At 39.6% G+C, this 24,764-nt stretch carries 21 protein-coding genes; 14 read left to right on the plus strand and 7 right to left on the minus strand.

The features are described from left to right. Positions 1-222 precede the first annotated feature (222 nt). Together IQ31_RS03220 and IQ31_RS03225 are read left to right on the plus strand one after the other, a co-directional pair. Positions 223-1,020 (plus strand): hypothetical protein, encoded by a 798-nt coding sequence (locus tag IQ31_RS03220; RefSeq protein ID WP_158638788.1) that lies wholly within the window; start codon positions 223-225, stop codon positions 1,018-1,020. A gap of 105 nt (positions 1,021-1,125) precedes the next feature. Then, complete coding sequence (locus IQ31_RS03225) at positions 1,126-2,265, plus strand: acyltransferase family protein (RefSeq protein WP_088162057.1); 1,140 nt, start codon at positions 1,126-1,128, stop codon at positions 2,263-2,265. A 739-nt stretch (positions 2,266-3,004) separates the two neighbouring features. Here IQ31_RS03225 and IQ31_RS03235 read toward each other — a convergent pair. Together IQ31_RS03235 and IQ31_RS03240 are read right to left on the minus strand one after the other, a co-directional pair. After that, entirely contained in the window at positions 3,005-3,688 is a 684-nt protein-coding gene (locus tag IQ31_RS03235) for a dihydrodipicolinate reductase C-terminal domain-containing protein (RefSeq protein WP_145327087.1), read from the minus strand. 140 nt (positions 3,689-3,828) lie between these two features. Beyond that, positions 3,829-4,884 (minus strand): SDR family oxidoreductase, encoded by a 1,056-nt coding sequence (locus IQ31_RS03240; protein WP_145327088.1) that lies wholly within the window; start codon positions 4,882-4,884, stop codon positions 3,829-3,831. Between the two features lie 73 nt (positions 4,885-4,957). Here IQ31_RS03240 and IQ31_RS03245 point away from each other — a divergent pair, with 73 nt between their 5' ends. From IQ31_RS03245 to IQ31_RS03270, 6 genes are all read left to right on the plus strand, one after another. Then, entirely contained in the window at positions 4,958-5,761 is an 804-nt protein-coding gene (locus tag IQ31_RS03245) for an AraC family ligand binding domain-containing protein (RefSeq protein WP_145327089.1), read from the plus strand. Between the two features lie 249 nt (positions 5,762-6,010). Then, complete coding sequence (locus tag IQ31_RS03250; RefSeq protein ID WP_070565398.1) at positions 6,011-6,598, plus strand: TetR/AcrR family transcriptional regulator; 588 nt, start codon at positions 6,011-6,013, stop codon at positions 6,596-6,598. A gap of 153 nt (positions 6,599-6,751) precedes the next feature. After that, positions 6,752-7,045 carry a hypothetical protein gene (locus IQ31_RS03255; RefSeq protein WP_088162052.1) on the plus strand — a complete coding sequence of 98 codons (294 nt, stop codon included), beginning with the start codon at positions 6,752-6,754 and terminating at the stop codon, positions 7,043-7,045. A gap of 7 nt (positions 7,046-7,052) precedes the next feature. Then, a complete protein-coding gene (locus IQ31_RS03260) occupies positions 7,053-7,283 on the plus strand; it encodes a hypothetical protein (protein ID WP_046674596.1) in 231 nt (76 codons plus the stop codon). A gap of 242 nt (positions 7,284-7,525) precedes the next feature. After that, positions 7,526-8,581 (plus strand): NAD(P)-dependent alcohol dehydrogenase, encoded by a 1,056-nt coding sequence (locus IQ31_RS03265; RefSeq protein ID WP_088162051.1) that lies wholly within the window; start codon positions 7,526-7,528, stop codon positions 8,579-8,581. Between the two features lie 159 nt (positions 8,582-8,740). After that, a complete protein-coding gene (locus IQ31_RS03270; protein ID WP_145327090.1) occupies positions 8,741-10,039 on the plus strand; it encodes a cryptochrome/photolyase family protein in 1,299 nt (432 codons plus the stop codon). A gap of 75 nt (positions 10,040-10,114) precedes the next feature. Here the strand turns inward: IQ31_RS03270 and IQ31_RS03275 are convergent, their stop codons facing one another. Continuing rightward, positions 10,115-10,900, minus strand: a complete 786-nt coding sequence (locus IQ31_RS03275; RefSeq protein ID WP_145327091.1) for an alpha/beta fold hydrolase — start codon at positions 10,898-10,900, stop codon at positions 10,115-10,117. Positions 10,901-11,121: 221 nt separating this feature from the next. On the opposite strand from IQ31_RS03275, the gene IQ31_RS03280 reads away from it, so the two are divergent. Beyond that, positions 11,122-11,676, plus strand: coding sequence for a cysteine hydrolase family protein (locus tag IQ31_RS03280; RefSeq protein ID WP_145327092.1), 555 nt, complete (start codon positions 11,122-11,124; stop codon positions 11,674-11,676). A gap of 82 nt (positions 11,677-11,758) precedes the next feature. Here IQ31_RS03280 and IQ31_RS03285 read toward each other — a convergent pair whose 3' ends face one another. Together IQ31_RS03285 and map are read right to left on the minus strand one after the other, a co-directional pair. Then, complete coding sequence (locus IQ31_RS03285) at positions 11,759-12,613, minus strand: helix-turn-helix domain-containing protein (RefSeq protein WP_198385930.1); 855 nt, start codon at positions 12,611-12,613, stop codon at positions 11,759-11,761. A gap of 579 nt (positions 12,614-13,192) precedes the next feature. Then, entirely contained in the window at positions 13,193-13,954 is a 762-nt protein-coding gene (map, locus tag IQ31_RS03290) for a type I methionyl aminopeptidase (protein ID WP_088162047.1), read from the minus strand. Between the two features lie 335 nt (positions 13,955-14,289). Here map and IQ31_RS03295 point away from each other — a divergent pair, with 335 nt between their 5' ends. Next, positions 14,290-14,925, plus strand: a complete 636-nt coding sequence (locus IQ31_RS03295) for a nitroreductase family protein (protein WP_145327093.1) — start codon at positions 14,290-14,292, stop codon at positions 14,923-14,925. A gap of 87 nt (positions 14,926-15,012) precedes the next feature. On the opposite strand, the gene IQ31_RS28150 is transcribed toward IQ31_RS03295, so the two are convergent. Next, positions 15,013-16,284 (minus strand): glycosyl hydrolase family 95 catalytic domain-containing protein, encoded by a 1,272-nt coding sequence (locus tag IQ31_RS28150; RefSeq protein ID WP_342212501.1) that lies wholly within the window; start codon positions 16,282-16,284, stop codon positions 15,013-15,015. Continuing rightward, positions 16,244-17,251 carry a glycoside hydrolase N-terminal domain-containing protein gene (locus IQ31_RS27830; protein WP_244294316.1) on the minus strand — a complete coding sequence of 336 codons (1,008 nt, stop codon included), beginning with the start codon at positions 17,249-17,251 and terminating at the stop codon, positions 16,244-16,246. The genes IQ31_RS28150 and IQ31_RS27830 overlap by 41 nt, the downstream gene beginning before the upstream one ends. Positions 17,252-17,769: 518 nt before the next feature. Between IQ31_RS27830 and IQ31_RS03305 the strand changes: the two genes are divergently transcribed. The 4 genes from IQ31_RS03305 to IQ31_RS03320 all read left to right on the plus strand — a co-directional run bounded on the left by IQ31_RS03305 (position 17,770) and on the right by IQ31_RS03320 (position 24,472). Next, on the plus strand, positions 17,770-20,526 hold the full coding sequence (locus IQ31_RS03305; RefSeq protein WP_145327094.1) for a DUF1553 domain-containing protein: 2,757 nt from the start codon (positions 17,770-17,772) through the stop codon (positions 20,524-20,526). A gap of 160 nt (positions 20,527-20,686) precedes the next feature. Continuing rightward, complete coding sequence (locus IQ31_RS03310) at positions 20,687-22,186, plus strand: DUF1501 domain-containing protein (RefSeq protein ID WP_145327095.1); 1,500 nt, start codon at positions 20,687-20,689, stop codon at positions 22,184-22,186. Between the two features lie 4 nt (positions 22,187-22,190). Continuing rightward, the gene (locus tag IQ31_RS03315; protein ID WP_145327096.1) at positions 22,191-23,063 is read left to right on the plus strand and encodes a sugar phosphate isomerase/epimerase family protein; all 873 of its coding nucleotides are present in this window, start codon (positions 22,191-22,193) and stop codon (positions 23,061-23,063) included. Beyond that, a complete protein-coding gene (locus IQ31_RS03320; RefSeq protein ID WP_244294319.1) occupies positions 23,060-24,472 on the plus strand; it encodes a c-type cytochrome domain-containing protein in 1,413 nt (470 codons plus the stop codon). The genes IQ31_RS03315 and IQ31_RS03320 overlap by 4 nt, the downstream gene beginning before the upstream one ends. Positions 24,473-24,764 lie beyond the last annotated feature (292 nt).

The raw sequence follows: 24,764 nt of genomic DNA on the forward strand, positions 1-24,764 counted from the left end.
ATGAATCCGACATTCTCTTGGAGTGACAGCCCTTTATTAAGGTGGACTCAACGTGGACCCAACGCGAACGAAGTACGACGATGTACTTTTGGATTGCGCTGCACTTCTAAAAAGTCAAAAGGTGTTAATCCCGCACAATTTCATTTGCAAATGAATACAAATTTATTTTAGTTTGAAGATCTTTACGTCGAAGTAAAGATCATAACCCAAAAAATAATTTGAATGACAATTCCGATGAAGCCGTTTCATTTTCTATATTATAGTGTATGCTGTCTGATCCTTTTATCTGGTATGCTGTATTCCTGTCAATCGCAAAATCCGGATCGGGTGATACTTGAAAAATTGGATAGGACCTTTAATGCATCCAAATTTTATGGCCCCAAAATAAAAAGGAGCGAAGAGTTGCTGCATGCGGACGTTAAAAGTATGGATAAGAAAGAGTTGAAAGAAGTCTTTGAAACCGCCATATTTAAAAAGGATACGCTTGCTATTTTTAATTCAGAAGGGAGTCTGCCAACATTATTTTATATCGAATCTACCGCAGCTTGGGGAACACGGAAATTAAAGCCAGTTAAAGATTTCGGTTATCGTTATACAACTGTTTCTTATAATGAAGAAAAAGATACCGTAGCGATATTAAACGGAATTTCTTTTCCAGCCTTGACTGTGGCGGAGGATAAAAATGGTGAATTTGCTTATCTATATGCACTGAAGACTTCAAAAAATAAAGATGATTTTCAAAATATCTACAACTATCTACAGAAGACGTTTACAAAATTGAAGCTTCAAGATGATGCGGGAAGTGGTATAAAAGGTTGGGAAAATAAAGACTTTTACTATTTTTTGCATAAAAAAAATAGAAGGGAAGAACAGATTTTTTCGTTTGGAGAAGATGAAGACGACAAGCCGACGACTACAGACATCACCGATATCCGTTTGGAAATTTATTCTAAAATTTACATCCAAAATATGCAAAAAGAGCAGGTTTACTTACCGGATTATATTCCCATTATCAAATGACAGATGTAGATAATTGGTAACCGTCAAACTTGTTACAAACCTGCATAAGCGAATTTGTTTATATTTACTTCCTTGTAAAAAAATCAATCAAATCGTTTTATTTTTATGTCAGATACTCAAATACCGACTTCCGCCTATGCAGATACCAAACCACACTATGCTGTACTTGATGGGTTACGTGGGGTCGCAGCTATTACCGTGGTTTGCTTTCATATTTTTGAAGCCTTTGCAACAAGCCATTTAGATCAGCGAATTAATCATGGTTATTTGGCGGTCGACTTTTTCTTTATGCTTTCAGGGTTTGTCGTGGGCTATGCTTATGATGATCGCTGGAAGACGATGACAACAAAAGAATTTATAAAACGAAGAATAATACGTTTACATCCGATGGTTGTTATGGGAGCGATCATTGGAGCAGTTATGTTCTATTTTCAGGGTTGTTCTGTTTGGGATGTGACAAAAGTGACATTTTCTTCGCTGGCAATCGCAACCCTATTGAATGCTTTGTTAATTCCTGCGATTCCTGGACATGAGGTGAGAGGGCTTGGGGAGATGTTTCCATTAAATGGACCAAGCTGGTCGTTGTTTTTTGAATACATCGGTAATATCCTGTATGCATTGGTCATTCGAAGATTTTCGACCAAAGCATTAGCCGGACTCGTTATTTTATTCGGAATAGGTTTGGCTGCATTTGCGATATTGGGACCCTTGGGAGATATATGTGCTGGTTTTTCACTCACAGGAACAGAATTTACGGCAGGTTCACTTCGTCTTTTATTTTCTTTTACAGCGGGCCTGTTTCTATCGAGGATATTTAAATCTTTACAGATCAAGGGGGCATTTTGGATTTGTAGTTTGATCTTAGTACCTCTTTTGGCTATGCCGCGCATTGGCGGGGCTGAGCATTTATGGATGAATGGTCTGTACGACACGTTATGTTGTGTTGTTGTTTTCCCTTTGCTTGTTGTTTTAGGAGCATCTGGCAAGGGAGAAAGCGGTATTACAAGTTGGCTTTGCAAGTTTTTAGGCGATATATCCTATCCTTTGTATATGGTACATTATCCCTTTATTTATCTATACTATGCTTGGGTCAAGAATGAAAATCTGAGTTTTGAAGAATCTCTGCCAGGAGCAGCAGCTGTTGTGATCGGAAGTATTGTGCTTGCATACGGCTGTTTGAAGTTATACGATATACCCGTACGGCGATATCTGTCAAAACGATTTCTAAGATCAAAAGGGAAATAGCCACCGGCAAACTAATCCTATATTCATTATAAAATAAAAAAACACCAATTTATGGTGTTTTTTTATGCATATTACGTAGGACAGTGACCTGTACATAAAGAAAATATCTTGTCATGTTAAATAACGCTTGAATGTCAGTCTTTTTCAAAAAAAACGTTGTTATATTTCGACGAATAAAATACCAAATAAAAGCCTAAAGGACTTCGGTACACCGTTGGATCTGACGCAAGAATATGATGAGTGGGAGAGTCCATACACAGCTTTAAGCGTGCGGATTCATAAGGACTTACTGTTTCGATCTTGCCCTTGTAAACTTTGGATATTTTACCTGCGCTTACGACGTTGAAATAAATCGAATCGTTATCCTTTATGATAAAATTATGGCTATCATATTGCCAGTCAGTTTGTTTTCCTGGGAATAGGTCACGTTTTATATGATAAGTCCCATAATAATCTTCTTTTTTTAAGATTTTTGGGCTAGCTATCCATTGAAAAAGTTGAGACAAAGAAAAAAGTAGAATTGCGCCACCGATGAGAGATAAAATTGCGTAACCAAAGAAGCGTCTTTCTGTGAAAATTCCGCATAACATTAAAATTACCAGCAGTGGTAGAAAAATAAAAACAATGAAAAAATTGGCCCCAAATCCCATTTTATAAATTGTTGTGGCTTCGAAGAAAACCAAATGGATTTTCTTTTACTCCTCTTATAGAAACCTACTTTCTAAATTGAAAGTTTTAACTAAAGTAGCCCCATAGCTACCAAATCCAACACAGTATACCTTCTATTGTCCAATTTATTCTTGACACATGCTTCAAGAATTTTTTTGACACCATTTGAATAGGAATCATGTCCGAGGACCTTGGTCTCAATTTTAATTTCATCATTTTTATCTTTGATCACAATCTGATGGTAGGCATGTTTCTCTAAGTAGGCAACGGGAATATTTATTTTATAAGCTTGTGTTTTCGCATCGCGAATAGAGACAACACGTTCATGAGCGACATGTAAAGAGTTGGCGATATGATAAGCTGTACCTGGTTCAGTATTCTTGGAGGCCTGATGAGACTCCATAATAGATATTTCATAGTCTTTGAAATTATGACCAAATTGTTGAAGCATATGGAGCGTTTTTAGCAAAAGTATGGAGGTATTCGGGCAAATGATAAGTGGAAAAGCAGTCTCGAGCTTTTCGGTCTCTAGGCCCGTCGAAAGTTCAATTAATACCGAGCCCGTACGTGCGCAAAAATCAAGACAATCTTGTAACTCCCGGCCCGATCCGGCATGTATAACAATAGATGGAGACGTCGTTGTAATGGATGGTTGCCAAGGTGAAATTTCTACACAGGGAATGGAATAATCGGCTTCCAATATTGCGTTTGCCAGTTTTCCTGATCCTACTACAAAGGCTTTTTTTGTATTCATATTGCTTGTTTTATCACACCATCCGCTATCCTTTTAACTGTGAATCGATAAAAAGATACCGGATGAATTTGTAAAGAAGTAAAGGTTGTGCTTGAGTGAGGTAAGTTACAAAAATAGACTGTAAAATTTAGTCTTTGCTATTACGGAATTATTCTTTTTTCACGCATTTCGTCAAAGAGTTGATAAAACATTTGTTCAGTATCGATAAATTCATGGAAGCCGAGTCGTCTCGCCTTTGTGCCGTCGGCAAAAAAATCATAATCCCAAGAAAAGACAAAGTCGCCAAAAGTCCAAGCTGAAACCTGCGCATAGTTATAGCTTAATGCATGCTTTTCTTTTAATTTTTGCCATACAGGTTCCTTATCTGCCATCATCGTTTCGAGTGATAGCGGGATCGGGTCAGCACTTTGCATATCAAAATAGGCTGCTAATTTGGGCCATAGTTCCTTCCAGCGGAAGAGATCGCCATTGTTAATGTTGAAGGCTTGATTGGCCGCTTGTGGATTGGTCGAGGCCCATACCGTTGCTTTGGCTAATAGTGTTGAATCGGTCATTTCCATCAATGTCTGAAAAGCGCCAATTTTTCCTGGAAACCGAAGCGGAATACCGAGTTCTTTTGAGATAGATGCATATACAGCAATGAGCAACGCTAGATTCATCGGATTATTGGGAGCCGTTCCACCAACAACGGACGGACGGATCGCCGACCAAGTCCATTTCTTACCTTTTTGCAGTTGTTCGAGGTATTGCTGTTGACTGGTATTGAATTCAGGCGGCATATGTCCGGCATCTGATTCTTTGGCCGGTGTCTTGAAAGGGCCCAAATGAGCACCGTATACTTTATACCCCTGCATTAAGCTGATGTGTTGAAGATTACTTGCTATTGGTTCCACCACAGTCAAAACATTGCTTAGCATTCTCATATTGGGCTCTACCAGCTCAGCCCAGGTCGGTCTATCCTGATATGCAACATAGTAAATATGAGTCCCTGCATCCAAGTTGCCTAGTTTTTTGATACAATCGGCTATATCTAATAAATCTACAGCGATAAAACGCACCTTATTCCGATCGGCATTTGTTCGTCTTGATAAACCTATAATTTCCCATTCTTCCGTCTTTTCAAGGTAGTCTATGAGATTGTTGCCTATGACGCCATTGGCACCCACAACTAAAGCTGTGTTTTTTCTAGTCTTCATCTTTGTCTATTATTTATAAAGCCAAAGTTAGTTGGAAGCCTAGTGGGGTTTAATGTAAAAATCCAACATAATTATGTATATTTCTGAAATGAAACGTTATCGTCAGTTTGAACCGGTGCTTATTTCAGGATTTAAGATGCTCGAATGGAACCATCCTGAACACAATCACAATCATTACGAGTTTATTTTTATTCGGGAGGGTTCAGGACGACATATCGTTAATGGACATTCATTTCCCTACGGGGCAGGAACGATCTTTCTACTTGGGCCAGATGATCAGCATTATTTTGAAATCGAACAACTCACACATTTTGTTTATCTTAAATTTACCGACGCCTACCTTGGTCGTGACACTTCGGGTGCTACGCCCGCAATACAACAGCTGGAATATATCATAAAAAGTAGAGAAACCCATCAGATGGGGTTTCAATTAGCGGGGGAAGATAAGATGGTGATAGAACAGATCTTTGATATACTCCTTTTATTTAAGAAAGATCAAATCGGAAATCAGGAACTTATTTGGTTGCAATTATTCAGCATTGCACATGTTCTGCAGCGAAATATGCCTGAATTGCGTAGTAGTAGTACCAAAAGTCGCGATCTGCAGGCTATGTTTTGCTATATTCATAAAAATATTTACGATCCCAACTGTCTGCGGATACAAATGATGGCGGAGCACTTTAACATTGCTAACGATTATCTCGGTATTTATTTTAAACGTCAGGCGGGAATTACCTTACGGGACTATATTCAAAACTACCGCAGTACATTGATACGTCAAAGAATAGCAACAGGAAGAGTTACCTTAAAGGAAATTGCTGTTGAATTTGGGCTGACCGATGTAAGTCACCTGACGAAGATTATACATAAAACGTAGCCCATTTCCATCGAAAAGCATTGAAATCAAATTTAATCTATAATATTTATCCCGTAGAAGATAAAAATGCAATAAAAATATGGAGAAACGGTATGAACCTTTTACCACCTAACCCTACAGAAATGAATAAAATTGAACCTGTGGAGCGAATTCTATTGCTGGATTAGGAAAATGGCGCCAATAACGCCTAGCGAAAAAATTTGGCTGGGGGAGTTGATTTTTCGACATTTTTTGTAGATTTGTCGAGTAATGACAGGTCAACAGGAAAATATTAAAGAGGAAATTATCTTATCATCCATGAAAGTGTTTGAAACATATGGATTTGCAAGGGTTTCTATGCAGGATATTTCAAAAGCTTGTGGAAAGGGGCGGAGCACCTTATATTACTATTTTACCAGTAAAATGGATGTCTTTGATGCAATTGCTGAGTATCTATGTCAGCAAGTGTTTGAGGTCGCGAGTAAAACTTATAACAGGGACGCTTCACTGGAAGATAATTTAGTCGGTTTTTTACAAGCAAAACTACGTCAGATTAATTTAATTACGAAACGTTTTCATCTCGCATTCGAAGATATGAAATCCGATCCAGCCTTGATGGTTTCGAAAACACGTTATATGCTGGACGACGAGATTAAGTTGATTCGTGAAATGATTGAATTAGCCGTTAGGAAAGAAGAAATTCAGGCCTTAGAGGAAAAGGATATCCTGTTTTTATCCGAAATGTTAGTGACAACATCACGTTGTTTTGAGCAGGAAGTTTTACTTTTTGATCGTTTTCCAGATTTTGAAGCTAGGCTTTCCTGGTTGACAAGTATATGTGTTAAGGGGTTGCGCTAACAATTAGGCAGTGTAGCGCGAAGTAATTATTTTGAACAGTAAGGATGTAGATTTATTGTTCTTTTTTTTGAAGCTTGTTTCGACAAAAATACAAAATATGTCTATTTTGATTGGTCGATTCTTTTTATACAGACAATAAACAGGATTACAACTATGGTGTTAAATGCGAAAGTAGGAAAGTCGGTAAATAGCTTTGCATCAGAAAGATGCGTTTTGGTCATGGTGGAGACAGAGGAAACAATCCGCCCTGAAATGATGGGATTGTTGGATCCAGATATTGATTGTTATTTATTAATACACAACGATGTGGAGCGCTTGGATAGCCTAGCTCTTGCGCTGGAAAATGAAAATAAAAAGGTTCGACTAGCCCGAGATTTTGAGGAACTGAAACAGATGCGTTTTTTGAACCACCCATTACAACAAATTGCCGTTAAAATTTTGAAATAATCTAAATATGTATAAAGTTGTTTATTCTTTATCTCGTAAGCTGAAGTGGAAAGCCAGCGAGATTTATCATTTTCTCTATCAAAGTTTCCCGGAGATAAAAAATATTGATTTATTGTTGGATGACCAGCAATTTTTGCTTGTCCTTCGGATTAGCACCCGATTGGAATTTTCTATTCTGAATATATGCCAGAAGCAGGGCTTGGCAATGCAATTTGTACAGGTCGAGGATACTGATTAGGTTTTCCGATTTACAAAGCTAGCCTATTAGAGATGTTCAGGCATGATACGATGAGCCGTAAAGAAATATCAATTTGAGCTTTATAGCAAAATCATTCTGAAAGTTACTTTTTACTTTTGATATCGTTCCTTCAAAACATTTTTCACATCCATTGGTTAATTTTATCGTGCGGATGGAATCTGTGTTGCATCATAGGAATTTTATGCATTTATTTAAAACAGAAAACAACAATTTTATCAAGTATGAGTACATTTTCAATTAGAGCTTTTGGAACAAGCGCACCAACGGCTGATCTAAAACAGATGGATATTGAACGCCGTGAAGTGACGGATAAAGATGTCGAGATTGATATCTTATTTTGTGGAGTTTGCCATTCGGATTTACATACAGCGCGAAATGAATGGGGCGGAACCGTTTATCCGAATGTACCCGGTCATGAAATTGTGGGTCGAATTACTAAAGTTGGATCCGCTGTAACCAAGTTTAAAGTTGGTGATTTGGCCGGCGTAGGCTGTATGGTCGATAGTTGTCGCGAATGTGAAAGTTGTAAGGAAGGATTGGAACAGTATTGTGAAAATGGAAATATCCAAACATACAACGGACACGATAAGCACCTTAATAAACAGACATTTGGTGGTTATTCTGAACGTGTTGTAGTAGATCAGGATTTTGTGCTCCACATTCCTGAAAATTTGGATCTCGCAGCGACAGCACCTTTATTATGTGCTGGAATTACCACTTATTCACCTTTGAGGCATTGGAATGTGGGACCAGGAAAAAAAGTTGGTATAGTGGGTATCGGTGGCTTGGGACACATGGGAGTCAAAATCGCGAAAGCAATGGGAGCGCAGGTCGTTGTTATTACAACGTCTGCTTCTAAAGTTGATGACGCCAAACGTTTGGGTGCTGACGAAGTGATCTTGTCAACTGATGTAGAACAAATGAAGGAACATGCAGGAACATTACATTTCATTTTGGACTGTGTTTCGGCACAACATGATATCAATGCCTATTTAAGTTTATTGAAACGAGATGGTTCTTTGACTCTCGTTGGTGCTCCGGAGCATCCACTTCCTGTGGCTCCTTTTAGTCTGATTCCAACACGTAAGAGTTTTTCAGGTTCTATGATCGGAGGGATAGCCGAAACACAGGAGATGCTTGATTTTTGTGGTAAACACAATATTATATCCGATATAGAGCTGATTAAAATGCAGGATATCAATCATGCCTATGATAGACTATTGAAAAGCGATGTTAAATACAGGTTTGTTATTGACATGGCGAGTTTGAAAAACTAGCACAAGAAAATTATTCAATGCTGAACCATCAAGGGGAATTTCGAGTACCTTTGATGGTTCAGTTTGTTTATATAGGTATTTTCACCTAATTATTGAGCTAACCTTTTACCCTTTAAAATTGTTAATATGGGGTAGTGAAGTCAACTATTGGTCGTTTTTATGGAAAAAAATAAAATTATTGTGTTTTGGTTTCGTCGGGATCTACGTCTGGATGATAATGCTGGGCTTACTCGCGCCTTAGCTTCGGGCTATCCTGTATTGCCTATATTCATATTTGACGAGGATATTCTAATGCAATTGGAGGATAGGAGGGATCGACGTCTTCATTACATCCATCAGGCTTTAATCCGTATAAATACCATACTCGGAGAAAGTGGAGCAACTTTGAATACGTTCTATGGTAAACCTATCGCTATCTACAGGGAGTTGATTGAAAAATTCGATGTGCAGGGAATCTATTGTAATCGGGATTATGAACCGAAAGCAATTCGTCGGGACAAAGAGATTTTCGAGCTTTGTACAGCTATGGGAATTCCTTTCAAAGCTGTGAAAGATCAGGTTATTTTCGATAAAGGAGATATTTTAAAGAATGATGGAACACCCTATACGGTTTATACGCCGTATGCAAAAAAATGGCGGGAGAAATTACGTCCTGAGGACCATCTTTCCAATACCTACACAACGGGATTTTTCTTTCAGCAGAACCATCAGCAGATTATTTCTTTGGCGAATTTAGGATTTTTGGAGACTGACCTTATTTTTGAAGAACCAGAGCTGAATGCGACGATTATTGACCATTATGATACCACCCGCGATTATCCGGCATTAATGGGCACAACCAAATTGGGGATCGCACTTCGTTTTGGAACAATCAGTGTTCGTCAATGTGTTACTTTTGCTTTAAAACACAATGCGACCTGGTTGTCTGAATTGATCTGGCGTGAATTTTTTATGCAGATACTCTATCACTATCCACATGTTGTTACGGAGTCCTTTAGAAAGCAATACGATGCCATACAATGGCGAAACGACGAAGTTGAATTCCAGCAATGGTGCAACGGAGAGACCGGATATCCTATGGTCGATGCGGGTATGCGCCAATTGAATAGTTCGGGTTATATGCACAATCGCGTACGAATGGTCGTAGCCAGTTTTCTTTGTAAGCATCTTTTGATTGACTGGAGATGGGGGGAGGCCTACTTTGCACAAAAACTAAATGATTATGAGCTGTCAGCCAACAATGGTAACTGGCAATGGGCCGCAGGCAGTGGTTGTGACGCAGCCCCGTATTTTAGGGTTTTTAATCCGACGCTCCAGGCTGAGAAGTTCGATAAAAATCAGGAATATATAAAACAATGGGTTCCTGAATTAAACACTTTAGACTATTGTAAGCCTATTGTTGACCATCAGTTTGCCCGTGATCGTGCGATAAAGACCTACGCAAAGGCGTTGAAATAATGGTATTGAATGTCTGCTCCTTACGAGCGGTTTTAAGGACCAACAAGTAGGAGCGGACATTCAATGTATCTAATTTTATTGATCTAAAAACTCGGCAACAAATGCGTCAAATGCCTGTGGATTTTCGGCTTGAACCCAGTGACCGGCATTGGGAATTGTTTTAAACACGGCATTAGGAAATTGTTCCCTGATCTTAATTTTATCTTCAGGTAATATATATCTTGATTTCTCTCCAGGTAGAAATAATGTGGGACCGTTGAATATTCCCGATTTTACCCCGACAGTGATGAACTCCGTATATTTATTTTTTAAAACATCCAGATTAAAGCGCCAATCTAATTTCCGATCTTCTCTGATATATACATTTTTCAATAAAAATTGGATAACTCCCGGATCACTCAAATAGTGTTCAATCTTTACTTGTACATCTTTCCTGTTATCCAGTGTTGTGATATCCACAGCAGATAGCGCATCGAAGATATCCTCGTGATTTGGCGGATAAGCTTTTGGGGCTATATCAGCGATGATCAGTTTTTCAATTTTTCCGGGATGATCAATAGCAAATTGCATCGCTACTTTTCCGCCCAAAGAATGGCCCAATAGGAGGACTTTATCTGCTCCAATGGATGTTATATAGGCCAGCAGATCTTCTACCATAACTTCCACCGACATATCTTCACTATGGAAACTTCGTCCGTGATTACGAAGATCGAGTAAATGTACCTGTCTTTTCTCTCCGAAACTACGACCAAAGGATCCCCAGTTGTCTGCCATACCAAAAAGCCCATGCAGAACAATTAATGGAGTGCCACCGTTATCTGCGCCATATATTTTGCTGTGTTGTAATTCTTTCAATGCCATGCTATCTATTATTGCAATTATCACCTCTCTGTGATCTGTATATGCAGCGAAGTTAGCTTTTGTTGGTGATTTTTTGATCGAAATTATGTAAAACATTTACATCACTTCCTAGTTGATCCCATCTTGTCGCTCTTATCAAAATGGTAGTATTTGGTGATTTATTGGTAGTTCATCGCCGCCATGTCCACCTTAATTTTGTGTAAACTTAATTCATAAAATAGATGAGCAATAGCGCGTTAATAGTCATTGATATTCAAAATGAGTATTTTGAAGATGGCGGAATGGAACTTGTCGATCCGTTGAAAGCAGGTAAGAATGCAAGAAGAGTGATCGACCAATTTAGGCGAAGAAAATTGCCAGTGGTTCATATCCAACATATTTCTTCAGATCCCAAAGCAATGCCATTCTTTATTGATGGTACAAGAGCTGCCGAAATTCATGAAAGCGTAAGTCCAATGCCAAATGAGCTTGTCATACGTAAACATTTTCCCAACAGCTTTAGAGAGACAGAATTATTGGATTACCTTCGCAAAAATAAGATCGAGGAACTTGTTGTCGTAGGCATGATGACCCATATGTGTATTGATGCCACGGTACGTGCTGCTGTCGATTTGGGCTTTCCATGTACGGTAATTGATGATGCCTGTGCGACGCGCGATCTTGAGATCAATGGCTTAGTAGTTGGTACACTGGAGGTTCAGCATGCCTTTCTCGCTGCATTGGCATTCTTTTATGCGGAGGTTCAGGACACCGAGACGTACTTGGAACGCCATTGATTTCAATGAAAGTTGGGCCATGTGGTTGCCGATCTGCACGGCTCGATTTTCATAACGTCAATTTGTATATGTAATTCAACATCTATTTTTTGAATTCCTGAATAAATGCACCAATGGTTTTTCCAGTTTGAGTTTTGAAAAACCGCATTAAATGATTGGGTTCTGAAAAGTTAAGGTCAAAAGCAATTTGATTAACGGAATGGTCAGAATGGATAAGAAGGTCCTGAATCTCGAATAGTAAACGCTGCCGAAGTAGGTGTGTCGCTGTGGTATTAAACTGTGCTTTAACGGCCTGATTTAACGTAATCCTACTTATTCCCATGAGTGTCGCATATTCGTTTACCCGTTGTTTTTCCCGAATGAACTGTTCCATAAGTTCTTTAAATTGATAGGCGAAGTTATTTTCCGCTTTTTGGTTTGGCAGCTTATTCAAGCGGGCATATTTTCGGTTTAAAGTCTGCAATAGGTAATAAAGTAAAGAACGGATAATATGGGCACTATCTGCTTGGGTTTCGATAAGTTCAAGTTTAATTTCGGCAAGAAGACCACAGAATTTTGACATATGTGTGTCATCTGCTATAATTTGGGGAACATAACTAAGCTGGTAGAAATATAATAGTTTATATGTGAATAGTTTATCTGAAAAGAAATCATTCAAAAAGTCTTCCTGAAAAATCAATGTTGTAAATTCAAGGTGTTCTGGATCCAGTTCCCAGGTATGTTTTTGAAAAGCCGAAATAAAGATGATTGAATTGTCGGACAAGGAGAGGATCTCTTGCCCCAATATTAATCTACCTTTGGCTTTTTTGAAAAATAGAATTTCAAAAAAATCTTTATGGTAAGTATCTTGATGTGTATAATCCGTTTCTTTTTCATTGAGCACATTCAACAAAAACTCAACACCGCATTCACCCTTATGGAATTTTATTGTTCTCAATCTAGATTACTTTAATGAACCAAAAATACTAAACTTTATACGTTACACCAGCCTAAATACAAATATTATCGTACCGTTTTAGTCTCATGTTCATTGCCGCAACTAAGCAGGGAATAAGGATTGGAGGCGAAGTGTTTGAATGGTAAAAAGGTTTTCTGTTATTGGGTATTTTTCAAAACAGTAATCAAAACAGTAATCAGAACAGTTCATGGAGAATAGATGAGTTGGGGGGGATGTTATGAGAGAAGCTGAATTTTGAAAATGGAAATAAAATTTTTGGTAAAAGTGATTTTCATCACTTTTTTGTTGGGAAGAATACGCTACATTTACTGCCGTAGCCATTTATCCAGTAAGATTAGTCTTTGGTATCGACAAAAATTATTTAGCCATAAAAATATATTATTTGGGGGTTTTCTCGTTATGAGAGGCCCCTTAATTTTTATAACAACCTCTAGTTCTGAGATGAAGGGACTATGTACGCCACCGCAAGCTTGAAGTCTTGTTTTAAAGAAAATAGGTCTTTTCGACAGCTTTCAATAACTTGTTCGAAAAGACCTATAGGTGTCTTCTTATTCCTGCTTAGTAAATTGCATTCTGTGCCGTTAATATAACAGGAGCGCCATCGGTAATGAGAATTGTATGTTCATGTTGCGCCATGAATCCACCTTTGTCCCCAACCATTGTCCAGCCGTCGTTGAGTTCGGTCGCGTATGTGGAGGTCGTTGAAATAAAGGTTTCAATAGCAACAACGGTATTTTTTCGAAATCTTCGTTGGTCGAAGCGATTTTTATAGTTAAGCAATTCATCGGGTTCCTCATGCAGACTTTTTCCTACACCATGTCCGCCAAGGTTCTTGATGACTTTATAGCCTCTTTTTTTCGCTTCAGTTTCTATTAGATGCCCAATATCGGCTATTTTCACACCACCACGAATATTATTGATTGCTTTTTGAAGAATTTCTTTTGATGCTTTTACCAATTTTTCGTGTTGAAATATGTCCTTTCCTATAACAAAAGAACAACCATTATCAGCCCAATACCCATCCAGTTCGGCAGATACATCGATATTGATCAAATCACCTTCTTGTAGTAGCCTTTCCGCGGTAGGTATTCCGTGGCAAAACTCGTTGTTTATACTGATACAGGTGTAGCCCGGGAAACCATAGGTAAGAGCAGGAGCAGAATTTGCACCCATGCTTTTTAATATTTCGGCTCCATATTCGTCAAGCTCTTTCGTGGACATACCCACTTGAGCATGTGCTATCATAGCTTTTAAGGTGATGGCAACGGCATCGCTCGCTTTTTGTATGCCTGTTAGTTCTGTTTCATTCGTTATAGACATCGCTGATGTTTTTATTGTGGAGCAGGTGAGCTCTGTTTTTTATTTTGTTATTTATAACTACCGGGAACAATGATTAAAGGTCATTTTGTTTTAATCGGATATAAACCAGTACAAAGGTCTTAATAAATTTGAATAAAATAGGCATTTGCTTGCGATTACAAGTAAATATACTGTGTTTGGGCATTAAAAGTCTAGTAACAAATGCCGAAAAGCATTGTGTTTTTGTCCTAGTTTTTATTGTTTTAGTCCTTTGTTTTGATGTTTAGACATTTATTTTTTTATGTATCTTTACATAACTTTATGATGTTGCTATTGATCATTTAAATTAGAATAAAATGGCTTTATTAGATACCCTAGCATGGCGTTATGCCACAAAAAAATACGACCCTACAAGAAAGGTCGCTCAGGAAGATGTGGATAAGATTTTGGAGGCAGCACGTATGGCTCCGAGCTCGTCTGGACTTCAACAGTTCCGTGTGATTGTGATTACGAATCAGGAATTAAAAGAAAAAATTGTACCTGTGGCTTGGGGGCAACAAATTGTTGCTGATAGCTCACATTTATTGGTCTTCGCTGGATGGGATAGCTATACGGACGAACGTATTGATAATACCTTCGACAAGATGAATGCGTTGAGAGGTTTACCTTTAGACACCACTGACGAGTATAAAAATAGATTGAAAGCACAGTTATCGAGCCTATCCGGTGAGCAACAAGCAGCCCATGCGGCTAAACAAGCCTATATTGCTTTTGGTCTGGCAATTGCTCAGGCTGCAGAATTAGGCGTTGATGCAACTCCAATGGAGGGTTTTTCAAATGCCGAATTGGATGAACTTCTTGGTTTAGATAAACTGGGATTGAAGAGTGCAGTTATGCTTCCTTTAGGCTATCGGATGGAAGAACAAGATTGGTTGCTGAAGCTGAAAAAATTTAGACTTCCGAAAGAGGAATTTTTGATTGAACTCGCATAAATTGCAGAACAGTATTAAAAAAAGCGTTTCAACACTTGGTTGAAACGCTTTTTTTATAGTTGCCTCCAACTTACATAGGGACCGTCTTTATAGACTACATAAGTTTACTGTTTGCCCCTTTTTTAGTTTCACATATTGTATGGTGTTATCTTTCTGTAAGGTCTTTTTCGTACTGACATGCATGAGCGTCTTGGGTTCAAAAATTCGAAAGGTACCATCTTCGGTCGCAGTTATTTTCAGCATAACGATTTTATCTCCTTTTTTCTCAGCGCTTACGATAAATCCGCCCATCGTTCTTAAATTTTTGAAAGATGCTGTTGCCCATTCAGCAGGTAAGGCTGGAAAGATTTCTACATAGTTATTCTTGCTCTGAATAAGCAATTCGTGTATTCCTTGCGCAAATGCAAAGTTGCCTTCCAACGTAAATGGTCGATACGTAAAGTCTGAATATTGCCCACCTTTCTGGTCGCCATTCAGATGAAAGGAATTGGTGGAACAAAAGTTCTGTGCAAATTTTTGAAGATTGCTAACGGCTTCCTTTCCTTGTTTAGCTCGCGCGTGTAAACAAGCCATCCATGCAAAGGAATAACCTACCCACGCACGGGTACCCAGTTTTTCAATATGATCTAGGGAACTTTCGATGAGCTCTTTTTCCTGCGGATTATTGATGTCTAATAAATCCAATGGATAAATTGCCATATAGGGAGACATATGCCGATGGGAATGTTTCATTGGAAGATTTACAGCAACTTGTAGTCCGGTTTTATCCGTCGCATAATGAGGTAGTTGGGCCTTACATTTTAACCAAGCTTGCGCTTCTTGCGGTTTTCCCATTGCTGTGCTCACCTCAGTAGCAGCCTGGAATAGAAAATGCGCTAAGCTAAGGTCGAAATTGGTCCAGTTGTCAAACCACGCTGATACACTATTGTCGTTGTATTCGGGACTGCTACTCAAAGGCAGGTAACGGAGTCCATTTTTTAATGTGGTTATATTCTTAAGGTAAGTCGCAGACTCAATGATATAGGGATAGGCTTGTTCTCTTAGAAAGGTTTTATCCATACTATATTTCCATTGCCAATAAAAATGTTGGGCCGCCCATGCACCAATCGTAGGAGAAAGAGAATACTGAATCCATCCACCCATAGGGTCTCCATTTAAAGTAAGGACACCGGGTACATTCAGCCCATCGACACCGAAATATTGCTTTGTAAAGTCGCGGTTTTTTTTGCGGATCTTCCAGAGCCAATCTGTATAGCTTTTGGCTTCGGCTAATCTATTCCCCGAATAGGCTGGCCAATAGCTCAATTGGGTGTTAAGGTCATTGTGAAAGTCTCCTTTCCAAGGGGGGGAGGCCACCATTATCTGCCGTCCAGACGGCCTGAAGCGTAATTGCTGGAGCGCCTTCTCTTGCGACAGCACCGAGCTTGTACATATCAAGATAATATTGCTTTTCAAGATTTTTTTCAGGAATAGTTATACTTGATTTGGACCAATAGTTTGACCACCAATGCAAATGGCTTACTTGTTCTTCGGTGTATTTTTTGAGGGAAAGTTCAGAAGGGTTTGCCCTTTGATCGTTGACGATTGTCCAATATCCAATCAGTTTTTTAGCTGATATTTTTTCCCATCTCAATACAACTTCAAAAAAATGATTGTCATAAGTTTTTTGGTGCAGCACTTCGTAATTGCTGGTTCTGGTTATATTTCCTTGCTTATATCCTAATCTTGCTAAATCTTGACCTTCTACAACGCTTTTGTTTTCATCTTTGTTTGCGCTATTTTCATATTGATGGGGAATTAATTGAGGAACAAGTTCACTCACATTGTTTCCTGTAATTTCAAAATAGCCAAAGGGTTTATAGGCGTGTATGAAGGTTCTTAATATCCGACCATCTTTGAATTTAAGAATATTGGTGGCCTGTTCCAGGTCAAGTACGTTCGAAACGACAGGGCCAAATTTCGCTAAGTCAAAGAACAGCGACGCTGCTGGAAGCTTGGTGGGATAGGGGGATCTATCGTAAGGAGCGTCTCCCCACTCTTGTACAATGCCATAGCTGTTGTTTTTTATTTGTTGTTGGACCCAATTGAAATTGTGGTTTTCTATTGCAAAGGACTTTCTTTCATCCCATAGATCTGCGCGATCAAGTGAAAATCGAATCGTATTATCTTTTTTCCAAATCAGTGCACCCAATTGACCATTTCCCAACGGAATGGCTTCATCCCACCGCGAAGCTAACTGATCGAAATGGAGGTTGTTGTCCGGTGTCGGTTGACCGAAAGAGAACACTGTAAACGAACAGAAGAGTATTAAATAAAGATATTTCATAATTGAAAGGGTTAGCTTGTAAATTTAAAACTCTGGAAGGGGAGATACTGACACTATTGTTACTTTTTTGCATACTATTTTATCTATGCGATGCCCTTGAGCCTGTTGAAATCATTTTAATAGCAGATTTAGCGGTGGTTGTATGCAGTGCAGAAAACTAAAAAAGTTAATTCGTATCGAAATTGTTATACTTTTTGATTCGAATAAATATGTCGCAAAAGTGTTGTTTTATTGTCTGCTGTTTAACCAAGGAAAGTACGTTATGCTGTCTTAAATCAACCTTTTGAGCAGGTGGGTCTATAGTGTCCAGAAAATCTCGCAAGGGCAAGGGGTAATATTGTTTATGTTTCTGTTAATCTAGTTTTAGTATAATCCAGTGTTGTTCTCTAATTTTATCCTACTCGAAACGAGCACATTTATGGAATAGTTTCGGCTCCACTTAACGAAGAAAATAATCATTATTCATTTCGTTTAGTGCATAAACCTAAAATAATACAGAATAGATATATCCCCAGGCTATGAAAAAAAAGATTTTGGTGCTAATATTATTGGCGCTTGTGCTTATTGGTACAAGCATTTTGACTTTTGGAAAAAAAGAGCCAGTTGATTTTAGCGCTGATGTTAAACCGATATTGAATAAACATTGTATCACGTGCCATGGTGGGGTTAAAAAAAATGGTGGTTTAAGTTTTCTTTTTGAAAATGAGGCATTCGCCAAAGCCGAGTCAGGCAAATCAGCAATTATTCGTGGCGATGGCGAACACAGTGAACTGGTAAAGAGACTGATTTCCGATGATCCTGAATTGCGTATGCCTTACAATGCCCCTAAACTGAATGACGATGAAATTGATATACTCAAAAGATGGATCGATGAAGGAGCTAAGTGGGGAGAGCATTGGGCCTATACAACACCTAAGGAAACGGAGGTCCCTAAACCTTTTTCGTTGCTCAGTATATTTGGTGTAAAGCCCAAAGGGGTGAACAATACGATAGATTTTTTTGTTTTGGATAAGATGAAGGAGAAGAAATTGTCCTTTGCAGATGAAGCCGATAAAGCATTGTTGCTCCGAAGAGTGTATTTGGATCTAATTGGTATCCCACCCTCGTTGGCGGAGATTCAAGCCTTTGAAGCAGACCAGCGTGATGATGCTTATACCCGGCGGGTAGACAGTCTGTTGGCTTCTCAGAAATATGGCGAAAAGTGGGCGAGTTGGTGGTTGGATATGGCACGATATGCCGATACGAAGGGCTACGAAAAGGATGGCTCGCGCACGATATGGACTTATCGGGACTGGGTCATCAAGGCCTTAAACAAGGACATGCCTTATGATGAATTTACGATTGAACAGCTTGCCGGGGATTTGCTGCCGGAGCCAACCAAGGATCAGCTTATCGCAACCGCCTTCCATCGCAATACCATGAATAATGATGAAGGCGGGACCGATAGCGAGGAATTTCGGATGGCTGCGGTTTTGGATCGTTTAAATACAACTTATCAAGTATGGTTGAGTACGACCTTCGAATGCGTGCAATGTCATAGTCATACTTATGATCCGTTTAAATTTGAAGAATATTATAAATCGTTAGCTTTTTTTAACAACACCAGAGATGAAGATACCCAAGGTGATCATCCTAAACTGCGTTTTTATACTACACAGGATGAAAAGCGAATTGACAGTATAAAGAGGTGGTTGTCGACGACAGGAAATGCAAGCTTGGTAAAATCAACAGATCTATTCCTTCACACCCTTGAGCCCAAAGTCCATGCGCATTACAGCGACCAAATAGTAGATGGTGCGCTTTATGATACGAAATGGTTGGGGGTGCGAACTGGAGGATCGGCTCGATTAAGGGCAATAAACCTGGATAATAAACAGCAATTCTTCATGAATTTCTGGACAGGTGCGGTAGGTGGAAAATTGGAAATTCACTTGGATAAACTTAGCGGACCAATACTTGCCGTTATTGATTTGCCGAGTACGAATGGAAGACAGGTTATTCAGTCTCCCATAAGTGCGACTCGTGGTGTACATGACTTATATCTGGTTTTCAAGAATCCATCTGTCGCTCATGGACAGCCGATCTGCATGATTGAATGGTTTGCATTTCGCGAGAACTTTGCACATGAAAAGTCACTGGATAATATGAATTTTCAAAAGACTTTTCTCCAGTTGGTCAATATGCAACCTGAGGGGGTACCAATCATGATTGAAAATCCCAAAGACATGCATCGTAAGACCAATGTATTTATACGCGGTAACCGCCTGTCGCTAGGTGCGGAAGTGCAGCCCACGGTTCCGGCATCACTGAATAGTTTCCCTAAGGGGGCTCAACGCAATCGCTTGGGTTTTGCGCAGTGGATTGTCAGCAAGGAAAACCCATTGACAGCGCGAACTTTAGTTAATCGCGTATGGGCTCAACTATTTGGTCGGGGGCTTGTTGAACCATTGGGAGATATGGGCACACAGAGTATTCCACCGATTCACCGAGAATTACTAGATTATCTTGCCCTAGATCTGATGAATACCAAAAAGTGGAGTATAAAAAAATTGATCCGCGAGATGGTATTATCCGGAACTTATAAGCAGTCCTCTAGCTTGAACAATTCCAATTTTGAAATGGATCCACAGAATTATTATTTGGCAAGGGGACCTCGCTTTAGATTATCTGCCGAACAGATTCGTGATCAGGCTTTAGCCGTAAGTGGATTGCTCAGCAATAAAATGTACGGACCAAGTGTAATGCCATACCAACCGGATGGGGTATGGATGACTGTATATAGCGGTGAGTCCTGGGTGAAAAGTGCTGGAGAAGATCAATACCGAAGAGGCATCTATACGTTTTTAAAGCGTACGAGTCCTTATCCTTCCTTTGTTTCTTTCGATGCTTCTAGTCGGGAGGTTTGTTTGGTCGACCGTATCCGTACCAATACACCGCTACAAGCGCTCGCTACATTAAACGATCCTGTTTACCTCGAAGCGGCTAAACATTTGGGGGCTATTATGGAAAAGGAGGGAAATGGAAACCTTAGAAATGGTATCCGTGTCGGTTATAAACGTGCAATGTTGAAGGATGCCGATGAAAAGAAACTCAAAGAGCTGGAACATCTTTATCAAAAAGCGTTGATTGATTTCAGCAAAAAGCCTGATTCGACAGCCAAATTTTTGAATGAAGATTTAGCAAAAAGCAATGTAAAGGTCCTGCCTTCAAAAGCTGCCTACATGCTTGTTGCCAATGCCGTGTTGAATCTGGACGAATTTTTAACGAAATCATAAATATGGACTGAAACTTCTGAATAAGGGCTTTCGTATGAAAACGAAGTCTTTTGTTAAGAAGGTTAAGGACTATGAAATAATAAGAATATAAACCGAAATGAGCTAAAGCTGCAGACTAAAAATTTAGCGACACAGCCCGTTCATATGTAATGATAGTCAGATGAAAGATCTAAATAAGCTAATAAAAGAAGCGCAACAATTTGAATTGCAGGCTGTCACAAGAAGACATTTCCTAAAGGATTGTGTGGCAGGTATCGGAGGTATTGCTTTGGGTAGTTTGCTGACGAGTTGTAATGGATGGGGACAGTCAAAATCAGCAGAAAAGTTGGATCTGAATGCTCTCAATCCGCTGGTACCCAAACCTCCTCATTTCCCAGGTAAGGCTAAAAGTGTAATTTATCTGCATATGGCCGGTGCTCCGTCGCAATTGGAGTTATTTGATTACAAGCCTGCATTGCAGAAATTACATAATCAACCTTGCCCGGAGTCCTTACTCGCAGGAAAGAAATTTGCCTTTATTCGTGGGGTTCCAAAAATGTTGGGGCCACAGGCTACTTTTAAACAGTATGGAGCAAGTGGAGCTTGGGTATCAGATCATTTGCCTCACTTTAGTAAAGTTGTTGATGAAGTGAGTTTTCTGAAGGCCGTGCATACCGATCAGTTCAATCACGGTCCAGCGCAATTGTTTATGCATACGGGAAGTGCCCGTCTCGGCCGGCCAAGCATTGGTTCATGGGTAACTTATGGCCTGGGATCTGAAAATAGCAATTTACCCGGATTTGTTGTGTTAACATCGGGAGGTAAAACACCGGATGCAGGAAAAAGTGTCTGGGGAAGTGGATTTTTACCATCGGTATACCAGGGCGTTCAATGTCGTTCAAAAGGTGATCCCGTATTATATATTGCCGATCCTGAAGGGATGGGAAGGGATATGAAGCGTGATTTGATTGATGCCATAAATAACGTCAACAAAACAGAATACGATACCTTTAGAGACCCAGAAACCTTGTCGCGGATTGCACAATATGAGATGGCTTATAAAATGCAGGTTGCAGTTCCTGAAGTGATGGACATCAATAATGAACCTGCTTATATTCACGAATTGTACGGAACTGAGCCGGGTAAAGAATCGTTTGCCAATAATTGCCTCTTGGCTCGGAAACTCGTAGAACAGGGGGTACGATTCGTTCAGTTATTTGATTGGGGTTGGGACAGTCACGGTACAAATCCCGCAGATTCGATTGATCTTGGCTTTAAAAATAAATGCCGGGAGATAGATCGACCAATGACCGCATTGATTATGGATCTAAAACAACGTGGTTTGCTGGAAGAAACACTAGTCGTGTGGGGAGGGGAATTTGGACGTACACCGATGCAAGAAAATAGGGACAACAGCGATATGCCATTCCTGGGACGCGATCATCATACAGACGCCTATACCATCTGGATGGCAGGCGGGGGAGTTCGTAATGGCATAAGTTACGGTCAAACCGATGATATCGGGTTCGCGGGGGTAGAGGGGCGCAGTTCTGTACACGATGTCCATGCGACTATGCTCCACCTTTTGGGTTTTGATCATGAGAAATTTACTTACGATTTTCAAGGAAGGCCATTCCGATTGACAGATGTGGAGGGTGAACTTATTCAAGCTATAATTTAAAAATATGAAACAATTTCTAGTATTAATTTTATTTATGAGCAGTTTTCTATCCATGACTGCCCAGCAGTTACACATTAAATATTATTGCACCAATTGGGGAAATAGCGATTCCTGGGATGCGTTCTGTCTCCGGGTGAAAAATGCTGGTTACGATGGTGTTGAATCCTGGTTGCCTGGTAGTCCAAATGAGCGCAAGGAGATGATTGATGCATTACATAAATATGGATTGAGTTTAGGATTGCTTTCAGGCGGATCAGGCGGAACTTACGAGGAATATAAACAAAGTTTTAAGCGTAATTTGGATGAAGCAGCACAGCTGAAACCCGATTATATCAATTGCCATACAGGTAAAGATTATTACTCGTTTGAGCAGAATAAAACATTGATTGAGCTTGCTGATGCAGCTAAAAATAAGTACCATATCCCCGTTTATCATGAGACTCATCGCGGAAGATTTAGTTTTGCAGCTCATGTGACAAAGGAATATTTAGAGAAGATTCCGACCTTACAACTTGCATTGGATATCTCGCATTGGTGCAATGTGCACGAATCAATGCTTTCTGATCAGCCCGAGGCTGTAACAAAAGCGCTTTCCAGAACGGAGCACATTCATGCACGAATTGGGCATCCTGAAGGACCGCAAGTCAATGACCCTGCGGCTCCTGAATGGAAGAGTATTGTTGCGCAACATTTGACCTGGTGGGATAAAGTTGTTGCTAAGCACAAGGAAAATGGCATGAAGTTATTGACCATAACGACCGAGTTTGGTCCAGCGGGTTATTTACCCACATTACCATTTACACAACAACCGGTGGCCGATCAATGGTCAATCAATGTTTATATGTTGCATTTACTCAAAGACAGATATAAAGAATGATAGTTTTCTTTGATGAATTATTGGGCTTTTTGGGACTATTTCACCCGCTTTTGGTCCATTTACCGATCGGCATATTATTGTTGGCTTTTGTTATGGCAATTAGGACTCGGTTTAAAGGCGGTGATATGTATTTGCCTGCTATTAAGCTCTCCTTATTCCTAGGGACTATCGCTGCTATAGTAGCTGCTTTATCGGGTTATCTGCTTTCACGAAATGGAGGTTATGAGGAGGATGTCCTGAGCTATCACAAGTGGCTGGGAATTGCCGTGGCTATCAGTGGTTTATGGCTTTGGTTTCTTTATCGTAAAGAATCTTCTGGTGCATTTCGCTTTTGGCTTTTTTTCATCCTGGTGCTCTTAATTGGGGTGACCGGACACTACGGTGGAACACTGACACATGGAAAGGGTTACTTTGTGGAAGCGATGCCAGTAGCACTTAAAAAGCTGTTTAAAGCGGAAGAAGATAAAGAGGAGGTTTTTATCGTTCAAAATGCGCAGGAAGCAGAAGCCTATAAGGGAATTATTCAACCTATTCTAAAACAGCGTTGTCAAAGCTGCCACGGGCAAAGAAAGCAGGAAGGGGGGCTGGCATTGGATACAAAAGAGAATTTGTTAAAAGGAGGAGAGAACGGTACAGTACTAAATGCAAATGATTCGAAAAAGAGTGAATTATATGCCCGATTGGTGTTGCCCGAGGGACATAAGAAACGTATGCCCCCTAAAGGCCGTACACCGATAACTGCTGATCAGATAAAATTGATTGCCTGGTGGATTGATCAAGGAGCCAATTTTGATAAAAAAGTGCATGAAATACCACAAACGGAGGAAATAGCTCATTTGTTGAAAAAATTGGAAACAGGAGAAAAAGAGGAGTCTGCTGTATTGTATGCTGATCTACCAGCAGCACCTTCTTTGCCAAAAGATAAAGTTGATGCTTGGCAGGCTAAGGGGATTAAGATCATCCAAGTTGCAAGAGATAATAACTTCGTGTTGGTTAATGCGATTAATTATCCTCAATTTAATGACAAGGACCTACAGGAGTTGTTGGCCATTAAGGATAATATTGTACAGCTGAAATTAGGAAATACGGCTGTTACAGATCTTGCTTTTTCAACACTTTCGGCAATGCCAATTCTTTCCCGTCTACATCTGGAAAATACAAAAATTTCCGATGCTGGATTGAGCCAGCTGAAAGGCCTGTCAAAATTAACGTACTTGAATCTGACAGGCACAAAAGTTACATCAAAAGGTCTATCAAAACTGAACGAGCTTCCGAGTTTAAAGAACCTCTATCTCTATAAGACGCTAAATCAGGAAGTCGCTGCAATAAAGCAGTTGAATGCTAAGATTAAGGCAGATACTGGTAATTATAGTTTGCCTTTTATTGAAACCGATACAATCAGGTTTTGAGCTGTTATTGGACCTGGCGGCTACACGATGAAAATCCGCGATCCAAATGGAATGCTCTTGTACAATTTAACAACTTGGCGACATAGACAAGTAATTTAAGGAAAATAAACAGGATATTTTAGCGGATAGGAAACGAGTATACAAAGGAGAATGCGGAAAAGGCTTTAGCGTAATATAAAATAGGAATGCTAAGGTGACGATTTCAAATAAAACCTTCATGACTTCGTAGACACCAACAGCAATGAAAGCAAACTGAAGGTTCTTTCTGGCCAATAAGATTAGACACTTTCAG

Source organism: Sphingobacterium siyangense, assembly GCF_007830445.1.
GTDB lineage: Bacteria > Bacteroidota > Bacteroidia > Sphingobacteriales > Sphingobacteriaceae > Sphingobacterium > Sphingobacterium siyangense.